The 16,489-nt window shown below is 72.7% G+C and carries 9 protein-coding genes and 1 pseudogene; 8 read left to right on the forward strand and 2 right to left on the reverse strand.

Annotated features, from left to right (window positions below; translation table 11 throughout):
• Nucleotides 1–95: 95 nt before the first annotated feature.
• A pseudogene (locus tag ACZ4E1_RS33065) lies at nt 96–1,622 on the reverse strand (MDR family MFS transporter); the annotation flags it as partial.
• A 338-nt stretch (nt 1,623–1,960) separates the two neighbouring features.
• Between ACZ4E1_RS33065 and ACZ4E1_RS33070 the strand changes: the two are divergent.
• From ACZ4E1_RS33070 to ACZ4E1_RS33085, 4 genes are all read left to right on the forward strand, one after another.
• Entirely contained in the window at nt 1,961–2,749 is a 789-nt protein-coding gene (locus ACZ4E1_RS33070; RefSeq protein ID WP_399128696.1) for an ABC transporter ATP-binding protein, read from the forward strand.
• On the forward strand, nt 2,746–5,334 hold the full coding sequence (locus ACZ4E1_RS33075; RefSeq protein ID WP_467546472.1) for an ABC transporter permease: 2,589 nt from the start codon (nt 2,746–2,748) through the stop codon (nt 5,332–5,334). Before ACZ4E1_RS33070 ends, ACZ4E1_RS33075 begins: the two co-directional genes overlap by 4 nt.
• 246 nt (nt 5,335–5,580) lie before the next feature.
• On the forward strand, nt 5,581–9,114 hold the full coding sequence (gene mfd / locus ACZ4E1_RS33080) for a transcription-repair coupling factor (RefSeq protein ID WP_467546474.1): 3,534 nt from the start codon (nt 5,581–5,583) through the stop codon (nt 9,112–9,114).
• 94 nt (nt 9,115–9,208) lie between these two features.
• The gene (locus ACZ4E1_RS33085) at nt 9,209–9,970 is read left to right on the forward strand and encodes an N-acetyltransferase (protein ID WP_467546476.1); all 762 of its coding nucleotides are present in this window, start codon (nt 9,209–9,211) and stop codon (nt 9,968–9,970) included.
• 157 nt (nt 9,971–10,127) lie between these two features.
• Here ACZ4E1_RS33085 and ACZ4E1_RS33090 read toward each other — a convergent pair whose 3' ends face one another.
• A complete protein-coding gene (locus ACZ4E1_RS33090; RefSeq protein WP_467546478.1) occupies nt 10,128–10,943 on the reverse strand; it encodes a DUF4352 domain-containing protein in 816 nt (271 codons plus the stop codon).
• A gap of 222 nt (nt 10,944–11,165) precedes the next feature.
• Between ACZ4E1_RS33090 and ACZ4E1_RS33095 the strand changes: the two genes are divergently transcribed.
• The 4 genes from ACZ4E1_RS33095 to ACZ4E1_RS33110 all read left to right on the forward strand — a co-directional run bounded on the left by ACZ4E1_RS33095 (nt 11,166) and on the right by ACZ4E1_RS33110 (nt 16,414).
• Nucleotides 11,166–13,301, forward strand: a complete 2,136-nt coding sequence (locus ACZ4E1_RS33095; protein WP_467546479.1) for an N-6 DNA methylase — start codon at nt 11,166–11,168, stop codon at nt 13,299–13,301.
• A 110-nt stretch (nt 13,302–13,411) separates the two neighbouring features.
• Nucleotides 13,412–14,077, forward strand: coding sequence for a hypothetical protein (locus tag ACZ4E1_RS33100; RefSeq protein ID WP_467546481.1), 666 nt, complete (start codon nt 13,412–13,414; stop codon nt 14,075–14,077).
• Nucleotides 14,078–14,082: 5 nt separating this feature from the next.
• Nucleotides 14,083–15,609 (forward strand): protein kinase domain-containing protein, encoded by a 1,527-nt coding sequence (locus ACZ4E1_RS33105; RefSeq protein ID WP_467546590.1) that lies wholly within the window; start codon nt 14,083–14,085, stop codon nt 15,607–15,609.
• A 139-nt stretch (nt 15,610–15,748) separates the two neighbouring features.
• On the forward strand, nt 15,749–16,414 hold the full coding sequence (locus ACZ4E1_RS33110) for a SurA N-terminal domain-containing protein (protein WP_467546483.1): 666 nt from the start codon (nt 15,749–15,751) through the stop codon (nt 16,412–16,414).
• Nucleotides 16,415–16,489 lie beyond the last annotated feature (75 nt).

Genomic DNA, 16,489 nt, shown 5'->3' on the forward strand with positions numbered 1-16,489 from the left:
ACCGCAGGGAGGGAGTGGGAGCCGGAACGTTACTCGCAGGTATTCGCCTTGGGGAGTCTTTCCGCAAACTGTCCGGTCGGTCGGTTCACTTCGGTTCAGTCGGTTGGTTCCGGTGTGCGGTTCTGGTGGTTCGGTACCGGTGCCGGGCGGTCCAGGACCGGGAAGCGGCGCGGGGCCAGGGTCAGCAGGACCAGCAGCGCCACCGCCGCGGCCCCCGCCGCGCCCAGGTAGACCGCGTCGACAGCCGCGTCGATCGCCGGCCGCACTCCGGCCGCGCCCGGGTCCCGGGCCACCGAGTCGAGGTCGGCGTGCGCGCCGAGCCGCCCGGCGATCACCCCGTTGGCGACGGCGCCGAACAGCGCGGCGCCGACGGTCTGGCCGATCTGGCGATAGAAGAGGACGGAGGCGGTGGCCGTGCCGCGCTCCGACCAGTCGACCGTGGACTGCACGCCCACGATGAGCGGCAGTTGGAAGAGTCCGAGGGCGGCGCCGAGCAGCAGGCTGAGCAGCGCGGGCTGCCAGGCCGCGCCCGGGTAGGGCAGGAACGGGAACACGAGGAGGACCGCGAGGGCGCCGGTGATGCCGAGCGCCGCGGTGTTCCGGAAGCCGATCCTGCGGTACACGTGCTGGCTGAACGCGGCCGACACCGGCCAGCTCAGCGTCATCACGGACAGCACGAACCCGGCCGCGACCGGCGAGAGGCCGAGCACCGACTGCGCGTACGTGGGCAGGAACGTGGTCGGGGCGACCATCAGCAGGCCCAGCGCGCCGAGCGCCAGATTGACCGCGGCGATGGTGCGACGGCGCCACACCCAGCCCGGCAGGATCGGTTCGGCGGCCCGCCGCTCGATGAGGAACACGGCGCCGACCAGGGCGAGTCCGGCCGCGAGCAGGCCCAGCGAGGAGGCCGAGCCCCAGGCCCAGGCGACGCCGCCCTGCACCAGCCAGGTCAGCAGGACGCCGCCCGCCGCGAACACGGCCAGCGCGCCGGCCCAGTCGACCGAGGCGCGCTCCCGCCGCTCCCGGCGCGGCTCGTGCAGATGACGTACGACGAAGAACAGCGCGACCGCGCCGATCGGCACGTTGATCAGGAAGATCCAGCGCCAGCCGGCCGTGGAGGCGAGGGCGCCGCCGAGCGCCGGGCCGAGCACCGACGAAGTGGCCCAGACCGTCGACAGCTTCGCCTGGATCTTCGGGCGTTCCTCCAGCGGGTACAGATCGGCGGCGAGCGTCTGCACCGTGCCCTGGATGGCGCCGCCGCCCAGCCCCTGCACGACGCGGAACGCGATCAGCGAACCCATGTCCCAGGCCGACGCGCACAGCACCGAGCCGATCAGGAACAGGACGCTGCCCGCGATCAGCACCGGCTTGCGGCCGAGGGTGTCGGACAGCTTCCCGTAGACGGGCAGCGTGACCGTCACCGCGAGGAGATAGCCGGAGAACAGCCACGAGAAGACGGTGAAGCCGCCGAGATCCCCGACGATCTGCGGAACGGCGGTGGAGACGATGGTGGAGTCGAGCGCGGCCAGCGCCATCGACAGCATCAGCGCGGCCACGACCGCGCCGCGCCGCCGATCAGAGGCCCCCTCGGCCACGGACGAGTTCACCTGCGGAAGTCCTTTCCCCCTGCACCTACTTGCACGGCGGAGCCTAAGCGGGTGGAGGCGACCCTGAGTAGAGCTCCACCGAAGGGTGGACCTCCCCTAGGGGGAGCTCCGTACAACGGACCGGGGACGGTTCGTCCCCCTGGAGGACGAGCGGGCCGGGGGTTCTTCCTACCGTCGAGGGGTGGGGTTTTCCCCCGGGAAAGAGGGTGACTTCCACCAGCGCGCCCGGACCCCCGCCCGACCAGACTGAACGCACACCGCAAGGCCGGACACGGCCTGGCACTTCCCGTAGATCCGCGACCGCGCACCGGCCCACGACCTCGTCGCTGCGTGACCGACTTAGGAGACATACCGTGACATCGGCTGTGACCATTCCCAGGCACGGGGGCACCGGAGGGCTGACGGCCGTCGCCGCGCGGGCGCGGCAGGTCGTCAAGGCGTACGGGACCGGGGAGACCCGCGTCGTCGCGCTCGACCACGTCGACGTCGACATCGCCCGCGGCCAGTTCACCGCGATCATGGGCCCGTCCGGCTCCGGCAAGTCCACGCTCATGCACTGCCTGGCCGGGCTCGACAACGTCACCGGGGGCCAGATCTACCTCGACGACACCGAGATCACCGGCCTGAAGGACAAGAAGCTGACCCAGCTGCGGCGCGACCGCATCGGCTTCATCTTCCAGGCCTTCAACCTGCTGCCGACGCTGAACGCGCTGGAGAACATCACGCTGCCGATGGACATCGCGGGCCGCAAGCCCGACCGGCAGTGGCTCGACCGGGTCGTGCAGACCGTCGGCCTCGCCGAGCGCCTCAAGCACCGGCCCACCGAACTCTCCGGCGGCCAGCAGCAGCGCGTCGCCGTGGCCCGCGCCCTCGCCGCCCGGCCCGAGATCATCTTCGGCGACGAGCCCACCGGAAACCTCGACTCGCGGGCCGGCGCCGAGGTCCTCGGCTTCCTGCGCCGCTCCGTCGACGAGCTCGGCCAGACCATCGTCATGGTCACCCACGACCCGGTCGCCGCCTCCTACGCCGACCGCGTCCTCTACCTGGCCGACGGCCGCATCGTCGACGAGATGCTCCGGCCCACCGCCGACGCCGTCCTCGACCGCATGAAGGACTTCGACGCCCGGGGCCGTACGTCATGAGTGCCGCGAACACCGTCCTGAAGACCTCGCTGCGCAACTTCTTCGCGCACAAGGGCCGCATGGCCCTCTCCGCGGTCGCCGTCCTCCTCTCCGTCGCCTTCGTGACCGGCACCCTCGTGTTCACCGACACGATGGACAAGACCTTCGACAAGCTGTTCACGGCCACCGCCTCCGACGTCACCGTCAGCCCCAAGGACTCCGAGGCCGAGGGCTCCGACACCGGCCGGCCCGAGGCCCTCCCGGCGTCCCTCCTCGCCACCGTGAAGCAGGCCGACGGCGTCAAGTCGGCCGAGGGCGCGGTCAGTTCCATGAACGTGACCGTCGTGAACGCCGACAACAAGAACATGGGCTCCGAGAACGGCGCCCCGACCATCGCCGGCAACTGGACCCACAACGACCTCCGCTCCATGGAGATCACCTCCGGCCACGCCCCGCGCGGACCCACCGAGGTCATGGTCGACGCCGACACCGCGAAGAAGCACCACCTCAAGCTCGGCGACGAGCTGCGCACGATCTCCGTCTCCGGCGACATCAAGGCGAAGATCAGCGGCGTCGCCTCCTTCACCGTCACCAACCCGGGCGCGGCCGTCGTCTACTTCGACACCGCCACCGCCCAGCGCGAACTCATCGGCAAGACCGGGCAGTTCACGCAGATCAACGTCGCCGCCGCCGACGGCGTCAGCGACACCCGGCTCAAGAAGAACGTCGCCGCGGAACTCTCCGGGAACGGCACCTACAAGATCCGGACCCAGCAGGAGACCGCGGACGCCAACGCCTCCGACGTCGGCTCCTTCATGGACGTCATCAAGTACGCCCTCCTCGGCTTCGCCGGCATCGCCTTCCTCGTCGGCATCTTCCTCATCATCAACACGTTCTCGATGCTGGTCGCCCAGCGCACCCGCGAGATCGGCCTGATGCGCGCCATCGGCTCCTCCCGCAAGCAGGTCAACCGCTCCGTCCTCGTCGAGGCGCTGCTCCTCGGCGTCGTCGGCTCCGTGGTCGGCGTCGGCGCCGGGGTGGGCCTCGCCGTCGGCCTCATGAAGCTCATGTCCGCCGCCGGCATGGACCTGTCCACCGACGACCTCACCGTGAAGTGGACGACCCCCGCGGTCGGCCTCCTCCTCGGCATCGTCGTCACCGTCCTCGCCGCCTACCTGCCCGCCCGCCGGGCCGGCAAGGTCTCCCCGATGGCCGCCCTGCGCGACGCCGGCACCCCCGCCGACGCCAAGGCCGGCCTCGTCCGTGCCGTCATCGGCCTGCTCCTCACGGGCGGCGGCGGTTTCGCCCTCTACCTCGCCACCCAGGCCGACAAGGCGAGCCAGGGCTCGCTGTGGCTCGGCGCCGGCATCGTCGCCTCGCTCATCGGCTTCGTGGTCGTCGGCCCGCTGCTCGCCGGCGTCGTGGTCCGCGTCATCAGCGCCGTACTGCTCCGCTTCTTCGGCCCCGTCGGCCGCATGGCCGAGCGCAACGCGCTGCGCAACCCGCGCCGCACCGGCGCCACCGGCGCGGCCCTGATGATCGGCCTCGCGCTCGTCGCCTGCCTCTCCGTCGTCGGCTCCTCGATGGTCGCCTCGGCCACCGACCAGCTCGACAAGTCGGTCGGTGCCGACTTCATCGTCGAGGGCCAGGGCGGCATCAAGCCGCAGGCCGCCGACGCCCTGAAGAAGGTGCGCGACGGCGGGCTCGTCTCCCACGTCACCGAGGTCAAGTGGGTCAAGGCCACCGTCACCACCCCCGGCGGCGTCAAGGAGGAGGAAGAGCTCTCCGCGGCCAGCCCCAGCTACGCCGAGGATCTGCGGCGCGAGGCCACCTCCGGTGAACTCGCGGCGGCGTACGGGAAGAACGCGATGTCGGTCGGCTCCGAGTTCGCCGAGCGCAACCACCTCAAGGTCGGCGACACCATGACCGTCGCCTTCCACCACGGCTCCACGGCCAAGCTGAGGATCGCGGCGATCACCTCGGACGACACCGCGTTCGACAAGGGCGCGATGTACACCAACGTCGCCACCGCCGAGCAGTACCTGCCCAAGGACCGGGTGCCGCTCAACGGGATGATGTTCGCCAAGGCCGCCGACGGCAAGGAGGACGCCGCCTACAAGGCCCTGAAGTCGTCCGTCGCCGCCGACCCGACCGTCAAGGTCAAGGACCAGACCGACTACAAGGAGACCCTCAAGGACCAGGTCGGCCAGCTCCTCAACATGATCTACGGGCTCCTCGCCCTCGCGATCATCGTGGCGATCCTCGGCGTCGTGAACACCCTGGCCCTGTCGGTCGTCGAGCGGACCCGCGAGATCGGCCTCATGCGCGCCATCGGCCTCTCCCGCCGCCAGCTGCGCCGCATGATCCGCCTGGAGTCGGTCGTCATCGCCCTCTTCGGCGCCCTGCTCGGCCTCGGCCTGGGCATGGGCTGGGGCGCGACGGCCCAGAAGCTCCTGGCCCTGGAGGGCCTCGGCGTCCTGGAGATCCCCTGGCCGACGATCATCGCGGTCTTCATCGGCTCGGCCTTCGTGGGCCTCTTCGCGGCCCTGATCCCGGCCTTCAGGGCAGGCCGGATGAACGTACTGAACGCGATCGCGACGGAGTAGATCAAGCCCCGTAAGGGGCGCGGGGCTGTGACATCAGCGGCTCCGCCGCGGGGCGCGACCAGCCACGACGAAAGCCGCAGACGCGACTGCCGCCCGACCGGGCAGCCGCGTCTGCGGCTTTTCCACAGCCCCGACCAGCAAAAACCGCGCCCCCCGGCACGGAGACGTACTCTGGAACCCCCGGCCCGTAAGACGTGCCGGGCCTTTCGCGTTGCCCACCCCCGGACCGGGAAGGTCAAGGCCCCCATGAGCCTGCACGGACTGCTCGACGCCGTCGTCAAGGACGCGGCCCTCGCCGAAGCGGTGAAGGCCGCCGGTGACGGCAACCGCATGCACGTCGACCTCGTGGGCCCGCCCGCGTCCCGCCCCTTCGCGGTGGCCGCGCTGGCCCGCGAGGCGGGGCGTCCCGTCCTCGCCGTGACCGCCACCGGCCGCGAGGCCGAGGACCTCGCGGCCGCGCTGCGCTCGCTGCTGCCGCCCGACACGGTCGCCGAGTACCCGTCCTGGGAGACGCTGCCGCACGAGCGGCTCAGCCCGCGCAGCGACACCGTCGGCCGGCGCCTGGCCGTGCTGCGCCGTCTCACCCACCCGAGCACCGACGACCCCGAGACCGGCCCGGTCTCCGTCGTCGTCGCCCCCATCCGCTCCGTGCTCCAGCCGCAGGTCAAGGGCCTCGGTGACCTGGAGCCCGTCGCCCTGCGCAGCGGACAGAGCGCCGACCTGAACGCCACGGTCGAGGCGCTCGCCGCCGCCGCGTACGCGCGCGTCGAACTCGTCGAGAAGCGCGGCGAGTTCGCGGTCCGCGGCGGCATCCTCGACGTGTTCCCGCCGACCGAGGAGCACCCGCTCCGCGTCGAGTTCTGGGGCGACGACGTCGAGGAGATCCGCTACTTCAAGGTCGCCGACCAGCGCTCCCTGGAGATCGCCGAGCACGGCCTGTGGGCCCCGCCCTGCCGCGAGCTGCTGCTGACGGAGTCCGTACGGGCCCGGGCCGCCGAGCTCGCCGAGCAGCACCCGGAGCTCGGCGAACTGCTCGGGAAGATCGCCGAGGGCATCGCCGTCGAAGGCATGGAGTCCCTCGCGCCCGTCCTCGTCGACGACATGGAGCTGCTGATCGACGTCCTGCCGAAGGACGCGATGGCCGTCGTCTGCGACCCCGAGCGGGTCCGCACCCGCGCCACCGACCTGGTGGCGACCTCGCAGGAGTTCCTCCAGGCGTCCTGGGCCGCGTCCGCGACCGGCGGCGACGCCCCGATCGACGTGGGCGCGGCCTCGCTGCGCTCCATCGCCGACGTCCGCGACCGGGCCCGTGAGCTCGGCATGATGTGGTGGTCGGTGTCGCCGTTCGCCGCCGACGCCTCGGCCGCCGACGCGGACACGCTGCAGCTCGGCCTGCACGCCCCGGAGACGTACCGCGGGGACACCGCGAAGGCGCTGGCCGACACCAAGGGCTGGCTCGCCGACGGCTGGCGCACCGTGTTCGTCACCGAGGCGCACGGCCCCGCGACCCGCACCGTCGAGGTGCTCGGCGGCGAGGGCGTCCCCGCCCGCCTCGACAAGGACCTCACCACGCTCGCCCCGTCCGTCGTCCAGGTGGCCTGCGGCAGCCTCGAGTACGGCTTCGTGCACCCGGAGCTGAAGGTCGCCGTCCTCACCGAGACCGACCTGACCGGGCAGCGCGCCGCGGGCAAGGACGGCCAGCGGATGCCCGCCCGGCGCCGCAAGACCATCGACCCGCTCACCCTCGAGTCCGGCGACTACATCGTCCACGAACAGCACGGCGTCGGCCGCTACATCGAGATGGTCCAGCGCACCGTGCAGGGCGCCACCCGCGAGTACCTCGTCGTCGAGTACGCCCCGGCCAAGCGCGGCCAGCCCGGCGACCGCCTCTACATCCCGACCGACCAGCTGGAGCAGATCACCAAGTACGTCGGCGGCGAGGCCCCGACCCTGCACCGGCTCGGCGGCGCCGACTGGACGAAGACGAAGGCGCGCGCCAAGAAGGCCGTCAAGGAGATCGCCGCCGACCTCATCAAGCTGTACTCGGCCCGCATGGCGGCCCCCGGGCACGCCTTCGGCGCGGACACGCCGTGGCAGCGGGAGCTGGAGGACGCGTTCCCGTACGCGGAGACGCCCGACCAGCTGACCACGATCGCCGAGGTCAAGGACGACATGGAGAAGACGGTCCCGATGGACCGCCTGATCTGCGGCGACGTCGGCTACGGCAAGACGGAGATCGCGGTCCGCGCCGCGTTCAAGGCCGTCCAGGACGGCAAGCAGGTCGCCGTCCTCGTGCCCACGACCCTCCTCGTCCAGCAGCACTTCGGCACGTTCTCCGAGCGCTACGCCCAGTTCCCCGTGAACGTGAAGGCGCTCAGCCGCTTCCAGACCGAGACCGAGTCGAAGGCGACGATGGAGGGCCTGCGCGAGGGCTCCGTCGACGTCGTCATCGGCACCCACCGCCTCTTCTCCTCCGAGACGAAGTTCAAGGACCTGGGCCTGGTCATCGTCGACGAGGAGCAGCGCTTCGGCGTCGAGCACAAGGAGCAGCTGAAGAAGCTCCGCGCGAACGTCGACGTCCTGACGATGTCCGCGACCCCCATCCCCCGCACCCTGGAGATGGCGGTCACCGGCATCCGCGAGATGTCCACGATCACCACCCCGCCCGAGGAGCGCCACCCGGTCCTCACCTTCGTCGGCCCGTACGAGGAGAAGCAGATCGGCGCGGCCGTGCGCCGTGAACTGCTGCGCGAGGGCCAGGTCTTCTACATCCACAACCGGGTCGAGTCGATCGACCGCGCCGCCGCCCGGCTGCGCGAGATCGTGCCCGAGGCGCGCATCGCGACGGCCCACGGCCAGATGTCCGAACAGGCCCTGGAGCAGGTCGTCGTGGACTTCTGGGAGAAGAAGTTCGACGTCCTCGTCTCGACGACGATCGTCGAGTCCGGCATCGACATCTCGAACGCCAACACGCTCATCGTCGAGCGCGGCGACAACTTCGGCCTCTCCCAGCTCCACCAGCTGCGCGGTCGCGTCGGCCGAGGCCGCGAGCGCGGCTACGCCTACTTCCTGTACCCGCCGGAGAAGCCCCTCACCGAGACGGCCCACGAGCGGCTCGCCACGATCGCCCAGCACACGGAGATGGGCGCGGGCATGTACGTGGCGATGAAGGACCTGGAGATCCGCGGCGCGGGCAACCTCCTGGGCGGCGAGCAGTCCGGCCACATCGCGGGCGTCGGCTTCGACCTCTACGTCCGCATGGTCGGCGAGGCCGTCGCCGACTACCGCGCCTCCCTGGAGGGCGGCGTCGAGGAGGAGCCGCCGCTGGAGGTCAAGATCGAGCTCCCGGTCGACGCGCACGTCCCGCACGACTACGCCCCCGGCGAGCGCCTGCGCCTCCAGGCCTACCGCTCGATCGCCTCGGCGAACACGGAGGACGACGTCCGCCAGGTCCGCGAGGAACTCACCGACCGCTACGGCAAGCTCCCCGAGCCGGTGGAGAACCTGCTGCTCGTCGCCGGCCTGCGCATGTTCTCGCGGGCGTGCGGCGTCGGCGAGATCGTCCTCCAGGGCACCAACATCCGCTTCGCCCCGGTCGAACTCCGCGAGTCGCAGGAACTCCGCCTCAAGCGCCTCTACCCCGGCACGGTCATCAAGCCGGCCACCCACCAGCTCCTGGTCCCGCGCCCGAAGACGGCGAAGGTGGGCGGCAAGCCGTTGGTCGGGCGCGAACTGCTCGCGTGGGTGGGGGAGTTCCTGACGACGATCCTGGGGTCGTGACGGCGAAAAGCGGTCGCCGGACACCCTGGGCCGCGGCTACCTTCGGGCGGTCGTCCGACCGTCGGGTGGCGTTGTCTTCGAAGGGCCCACGACCATGACCGTGCAGGACGACCTCACGATCACCACGCTCGCCGAGCGGCCGGAGCTGCTGGAGGCGATGTGGGGGATGGCGGACACCTGGCCGGTGTACGTGCAGCACGACGCCGTCGCCTGGTCGTTCATGGGGCGGATCGCCGCCGAGCTGCCCGAGTACGTGCTGGTGGCGACGGACCCGGCGGGAGCCGTGGTGGCCAAGGGGTTCAGCGTGCCGTTCGCGCTGCGCGGCGCGGGGCGCGACGGTGAGCTGCCCGATCGGGGCTGGGACCGGGTGCTGCAGTGGGCGTTCGCCGACCGGCGGCACGGGGTCGTGCCCGACACCGTGAGTGCCATCGAGATCAGTGTGGTGCCCGAGGCGCAGGGGCGCGGACTGTCCGGGGTCATGCTCGGGGCCATGCGGGAGAACGCGCGGGCCAAGGGCTTCGGTGAGGTCGTCGCTCCGGTGCGGCCGAGCGCCAAGCACCGGGAGCCGGCGGCGCCGATGAGCGAGTACGCGTACCGGGTGCGGGAGTCGGACGGGCTGCCGCACGATCCGTGGCTGCGGGTCCATGTGCGCGCGGGCGGGACGGTCGTGAAGGTGGCGCCCGCCTCGATGACCGTGTCCGCGTCGACTGACGAGTGGCGGGCGTGGACCGGGCTGCCGTTCGACGCGGCGGGTCCGGTCGAGGTGCCGGGGGCGCTGGTGCCCGTGCACTGTGAACCGGAGCGGGGCTACGCCGTGTACGTCGAGCCCAACGTGTGGGTGCGGCACACGCTTTGAGCGTCCGGCACACGACATGGGTGCGGCACACGCTTTGAGCGTCCGGCACACGACATGGGTGCGGCACACGCTTTGAGCGTCCGGCACACCGCATGGGTGCGGCGCGTGCTCCGAGCGAGCACGCGCCGCACCCTCCCCCCCCGGGTGACCGGGACGGTTACAGCTTCAGGTCCCAGTGCGTCGCGTCGTACTCGAAGCTGGGGGACACCTCGACCGTCAGGTTCTTCGCGTCGGCCGGGGCGTCGAAGCCGTAGACGACCGTGGCCTTCTTGCCGGGCAGGATCGAGCCGCTGAAGCCCGTGCCGACCTTCTCGTCGAAGATCTGCTCCGCGTCGACGCCGTCCTTGCCGGCGCGGGCCTCGGCGGTCAGCAGGCTCGAGTCGAACTTCGCCTTCGTCTTGTTCTCGACGGTGACGGTCACCTTGTAGGCGTGGTTGCCCTTGGTGTGGCCCGCCGCGTACTCGCTCGGGTTCCACGTCACCGCGTTCGACACCGTGATGGTCAGGTCGTCGTCGTAGATGACGGAGTCACCGGCGTCGAGCGCCTTGCCCTTGGCGGGCGCGTCGTCCTTCGCGCCGGAACCCTTGTCGTCCTTGCCGGCCTTGTCCGTGCCCTTGGCCCCGGTGTCCGACACCGACTTGTTGATCTCGTCGACCGCGTCGTCGACCGCCTTGAACGTCGTGTACGCGCCGAAGACGGACAGGCCCAGGGCCACCAGGCCGAGGAGCGCGCCGGCCAGCGCCACGCCCTTGTTGGTCGCCTCGCCGCGCTTGGCCCGGCCGCGGCCCGACAGGCCCAGGATCAGGGCGATCACGCCGAGGATGCCGGCCAGCCAGAACATGATCGGGATCAGCCCGGACAGGGCGCCGATGACGCCGAGGATCAGCGCCGCCGTCCCCAGGCCGTTGCGCGCGGTCCGCTGCGGCTGCTGCTGGAACGGCGGGTACTGGGGCTGCTGCTGGGTCTGGGACATGGGTTCCTCCGTGATGAGAGACGCCAACCTCCCCCCGGCTTTCCGATCGTCCGGCGGTTGGCTGGGTCAAGAACACCATCGTTTGTGAACCGAGTCAACCGCGTTCACGGGTTTCTTTGCGAACACGGCTGTGAATGCGCTTCTTACGTGGAAGTAGGTAGGGTCTGCTCCACACGTACGCGGCATCCGGACCCGCGCGCGCGAACGAGGGGAGCGAGCCCGGTGCAGGAGAACGCGACAGAGGTGACGGCCGCCGGGATCGCCCGGCTGGCCGGGGTCGGCCGCGCCGCGGTCAGCAACTGGCGGCGCCGCCACGCCGACTTCCCCAAGCCCGTCGGCGGCACCGAGACCAGCCCCTCCTTCGCGCTCGCCGAGATCGAGGACTGGCTCCGCGCCCAGGGCAAGCTCGCCGAGGTCCCGCTCCGCGAGCGCGTCTGGCAGCAGCTCGCCGGACACCCCGCGGGCCCCGTCACCGCACTCCTGCACGCCGGCGCCACCCTCCTCCTCGTCCACGACCGGCCCACCGAATGGCTCGCCCTGAGCGCCACGGCCGACGACCAGGTCCTCGCCGAGGGGCTCTCCGTCTCCCTCGAAGGCGTCCTCACCCCGCGCTTCGGCCACGCCACCGAGCGCGCCGTCGCCACCCCGCGCCCCGCCGACCTGCGCCCCTCCGTCCCCCTCCTGCGCGCCGCCGCCGAACTCGCCGCCGAGCTCGGCGCCCGCCGCGCCTTCGCCTTCCTGCTCGGCCGCCACCTCGACGCCAACCCCCGGCAGTACACGCTGACCCCGCCCGGCCCCGCCGCACTCATGGCAGCCCTCGCCGGACCCGCGAGCCCCGACGGCGGCGGCACCGTGCTCGACCCGGCCTGCGGCACCGGCGCCCTCCTGCACGCCGCCCGCGGTCACGGCACCGGCCCCGCCCGCCGCCTCTACGGCCAGGACGCGTCCCCCGAGCTCGCCGCCCTCACCGCGCTGCGCCTCGCCCTCGACGGCCGCGAGGCCCCCGACGCCGCCCCCACCGTCCGTACCGCCGCCGCCGACACCCTGCGCGCCGACGCCCTCGCCGACGTCCGCGCCGACGTCGTCCTCGCCCACCCGCCGTTCAACGAGCGCGGCTGGGGCCACGAGGAGCTCGCCTACGACCCGCGCTGGGAGTACGGCCTGCCCGCCCGCACGGAGTCCGAACTGGCCTGGGTGCAGCACGCGTTGGCCCGCCTCAAGGACGGCGGCTCCGCCGTCCTGCTCATGCCCCCCGCCGTCGCCTCCCGCCGTTCGGGCCGCCGCATCCGCGCCGACCTGCTGCGCCGCGGCGCCCTGCGCGCCGTCATCGCCCTGCCCGCCGGCGCCGTCCCGCCCAACAACGTGCCGCTCCACCTGTGGGTCCTGCGCCGCCCCACGGCCGCCGCCCCCGCCGCCCCCGAGCTCCTCCTCGTCGACACCACCGGCACCGCCGAGGGCGACATGCGCGAGAAGCAGGCCTGGGCCGCCGTCCAGGACGTCGTCCTCGACGCCTGGCGCGCCTTCGACCGCGACGGCACACTGCCCGAGCGCCCCGGCCTCGCCCGCTCCGTCCCCGTCATCGAACTGCTCGACGACGAGGTCGACCTCACCCCCGCCCGCCGCCTGCCCCCGCCCGCCGCCGGGACCGGCGGCGCCGCCGAACTGCGCACCGTGCGCGCCGACCTCGCCGACACCCTCCGCCTCACCACGAAACTCACCCCGCAGCCCGGCGCCCCCGCTCCCGCCCCCGTGCGCTGGCCGCAGACCACGATCGGCGAACTCGCCCGCGCGGGCGCCCTCACCCTGCGCACCGCCGCCACCGGAGGAACCCCGGGCGCCGCCCCCGCGCGCGTACCCGTGCTCACCGACCACGACGTCCTCACCGGCACCGCCCCCTCCGGCACCCAGACCGGCGACGACGACCCCGTCCTCCTGGAGGCCGGCGACGTCGTCGTGCCCGTCGTCGGCGGCGGCGCCACCGCCCGCGTCGTCGACGAGGCCACCGCGGGCGCCGCCCTCGGCCGCGGCCTCGCCCTGCTGCGCCCCGACCCGGCCGCCCTCGACCCCTGGTTCCTCGCCGGCTTCCTGCGCTCCACCGCCAACAACCGCCAGGCCAGCAGCTACGCGTCCACCGCGACCCGGCTCGACGTCCGCCGCCTCCAGCTGCCCCGCCTGCCCCGGTCCGAACAGGCCGGGTACGGCGCCCGGTTCAAGGCCCTCGCCGCCTTCGAGGACGCCCTGCGCCAGGCCGCCCGCCTGGGCGAACAGCTCGTCCAGGGCCTCCACGACGGCCTCACCGACGGCACCCTCGACCCGTCCGGCGATCCGTCCCGCGAGCGCGGCGCCGATCCGGAATGACAGACACCGCAAGCGCGGCCCCGACAACGGTTCGGTAGACCGGGGTTACGTTGTCCGAAGGGGCCGATACGCTCGTCGTACGAAGCAGCACGAGCGATCCAGGAGCAGTTATGTACGGGCCCGGCGCCGCACCGCCCCCGCGCACCGATGGCGGGGTCGTCGCCCTGCGCGTGCTGTTCGCCGCACTGTCCGTCCTCAGCTGCGGACTGCTCGCCTCGGTCCCGCTGTTCCGGATCGCCTACCTGCGCAAGCGGACCCTCGACTGGGTCCTCGCGAGCGTCGCGCTGCCGGTCACCTTCGCCCTGTTCGCGGTCGTCGGCTCGCTGCCCGAGGCGGACCGGCGCACCGACGTCGCCCTGGCGACCATCCTGATCATCGGCGCCGCGTCCGCCGTGTACTTCGTCGTCTTCGACGTGCGCCGCGCGCAGGCGACACCGCTCCCGGCCCCGTACCCGCCCACCGCCCAGACCGTCGGATACGGCTATCCGCCCGTGCAGCCTGTGCAGCAGCAGCCGGCCCCGCAGCCCCCGTACACCCACCCGAGCATGTCGCAGACCGGTTTCGCCACGCACCAGACCCTCGGCGCCGCACCCCAGCACCCCGCACCCCAGCACCCCGCGCCGCAGCACGCGCACCCGACGCCGCCGCCGATCCAGCCTCAGCCCCGGCAGCAGCCCCAGGCCGAGCAGGGCCAGCCGCCGCACCGCATCGACCAGGTCCGCGCCGAACTGGACGAGCTGAGCGACTACCTGCGCAAGCAGGACGGCGGCCGGTGACCGTACTGCCCACGACCGGCGGCCGCGTCGTCGCCGGCCGGTACGAACTGTCCACGCTCATCGGCCAGGGCGGCATGGGCCAGGTCTGGACCGCCTACGACCAGCGTCTCGACCGCCGCGTCGCCGTCAAGCTCGTCCGCCCCGACCGCGTCGCCGGCGCCGAGGCCGAGGAACTGCGCCGCCGCTTCCTGCGCGAGTCCCGCGTCACCGCCCAGGTCGACCACCCCGGCCTCGTCACCGTGCACGACGCGGGCAGCGAGGACGGCGACCTGTACCTCGTCATGCAGTACATCGACGGCTCCGACCTCGCCGACCACCTCGCCGAGCACGCGCCCTACCCGTGGCCCTGGGCCGTGTCCGTCGCCGCGCAGCTGTGCGCCGTGCTCTCCGCCGTGCACGCCGTGCCGATCGTCCACCGCGACCTCAAGCCGCGCAACGTGATGGTGAAGAAGGACGGCACCCTCACCGTCCTCGACCTCGGCGTCGCCTCCGTCCTCGACACCGACACCACCCGCCTCACCCACACCGGCTCACCCATCGGCACCCCCGCCTACATGGCCCCCGAGCAGGCCATGGGCGGCGCCGTCGGTCCGTACACCGACCTGTACGCCCTCGGCGTCCTGCTCCACGAACTGCTCAGCGGCGACGTCCCGTTCGCCGGCACCACCGCCCTCGGCATCCTCCACCGCCACCTCTACGAAGCCCCGGCCCCCCTGCGCCAACTGCGCCCCGAGGTGCCCGAAGCGCTCGAGAGCCTCGTCCTGCGCCTGCTCGCCAAGGACCCGCAGCACCGCCCCGCCTCCGCCCAGCAGACCTACGAGGAACTGCTGCCGCTGCTCCCGCCCCGCGGCGTCCCCACCGGCCGCCCCCTCGACCCCACCCGCCCCTTCCTGCGCCCGCACGCCCCCTGGCCCGACCGCGCCCTCACCCCCGCGCCCCGGCCGGCCGGCGCCGACGTCCAGGGCGAGCGCCCCGACGTCGCCCGCGCCGTCGACGAGGTCAAGCGCCTGCTCGGCGAGGGCCGCATCACCCAGGCCGTCGACATCCTCGGCGCGATCCTGCCCGCCGCGGCCGCCCAGCACGGCGAGCAGTCACCCGTCGTCCGCACCCTGCGCAAGCAGTACGCGGCCACGCTCATGGACGACGGCCAGTACCGCCGCGCCCTGCCCGAACTGCGCCGCCTCGCCGACGAGCGCGCCGCCGAGGCCGGTCACGCCGACCCCCAGTCCCTCCAGTTCCGCTACGAGGTCGCCCAGTGCCTCGAAGCCCTCGGCGAACCGGCCGCGGCCCTCGCCGAGTACCGCTCCCTCCTCCCGTACTACGAGAACCAGTACGCGACGACCGATCTGCGGCTCGCCCTCGAAGTGCGCCGCCGCATCGGGCAGTTGCTCCTCGCCGTCGGCGACCGGGGCGCCGCGCAGGAGACCCTGGTCCGCCTCCTGCACGACGCCGAGCACCTCCACGGGCCCGCCCACCCGTTCCCCGGCGAGGTCCGCCGCACCCTGCAATGGCTCGGACAAGTGCGCGGCTGACCCGCCCGGGCGGAGTTCAGTGCCCCAACTCCCGGCGAATCGTTGTCGAATAGGTGGCCGAGCAAGCGGTCACTGCCTAACATCGATCAACGCCGGACTTTGTGCACCGAAGCACAAACTGCTCGCAGGGAGGCCCACCTTGCACCGCCGCAACAGCCGCCGCACCGCGCTCGTCCTGTCCGCCGCCGCACTCGCCGCGACGCCCTTCCTCACCGCCTGCGGGAACGAGGCGCACCCCGGTGCCGCGGCCGTCGTCGGCGGCCAGCGCATCACCGTCTCCCAACTGGACGCCCGCGTCACCGAGGTCCGCGACGCCCAGCAGGCCGCCACCCGCGGCGACGCCCAGTACAGCCAGGCCGTGGCCCAGAGCGGCCCCCTCACCCGCAGCACCCTCAACGCGATGGTGCGCACCCGCGTCCTGCACCGCGCCGCCACCGACGCGGGCGTCACCGTCACCCGCGCCGAGACCCAGGCCAAGCGCGCCGAGTACGAGAAGCAGGTCGGCGGCTCCGAGCAGCTGAAGGCCGCGTTCCTCCAGCAGTTCAACATCCCGCCGCAGCGGCTCACCGAGGCCATGCGCAGCGAGGTCGAGGCCGGCAAGCTCATCGAGGCGATCGGCGCCGACCCGCAGACCCCGCAGGGCCAGGCCGCCTTCGCCAAGGCCCTCGCCGACGCCTCCAAGGAACTGGGTGTCTCCCTCAACCCCCGCTACGGCACCTGGGACGCGAAGGGCAACAAGTCCACCGACGCCCGCGTGCCCTGGTTGAACCAGGTGACCAAGCAGCCGGCGACACAGCCGGCGTAAGCGCTGCCGCGCGGGGGCGGGATTTCGGGTGCGGGCCCGGTGGGGGCTGGTCGCGCAGTTCCCCGCGCCCCTGAA

This window comes from Streptomyces sp. NPDC025806 (genome assembly GCF_055558275.1).

Excerpts from the sequence above, each read along its gene's own strand:
- ACZ4E1_RS33085 (WP_467546476.1), top strand. The coding sequence starts at position 9,209 with ATGACCGTGCAGGACGACCTCACGATCACCACGCTCGCCGAGCGGCCG.
- ACZ4E1_RS33075 (WP_467546472.1), top strand. The coding sequence starts at position 2,746 with ATGAGTGCCGCGAACACCGTCCTGAAGACCTCGCTGCGCAACTTCTTC.
- ACZ4E1_RS33090 (WP_467546478.1), bottom strand. The coding sequence starts at position 10,943 with ATGTCCCAGACCCAGCAGCAGCCCCAGTACCCGCCGTTCCAGCAGCAG.
- mfd (WP_467546474.1), top strand. The coding sequence starts at position 5,581 with ATGAGCCTGCACGGACTGCTCGACGCCGTCGTCAAGGACGCGGCCCTC.
- ACZ4E1_RS33100 (WP_467546481.1), top strand. The coding sequence starts at position 13,412 with ATGTACGGGCCCGGCGCCGCACCGCCCCCGCGCACCGATGGCGGGGTC.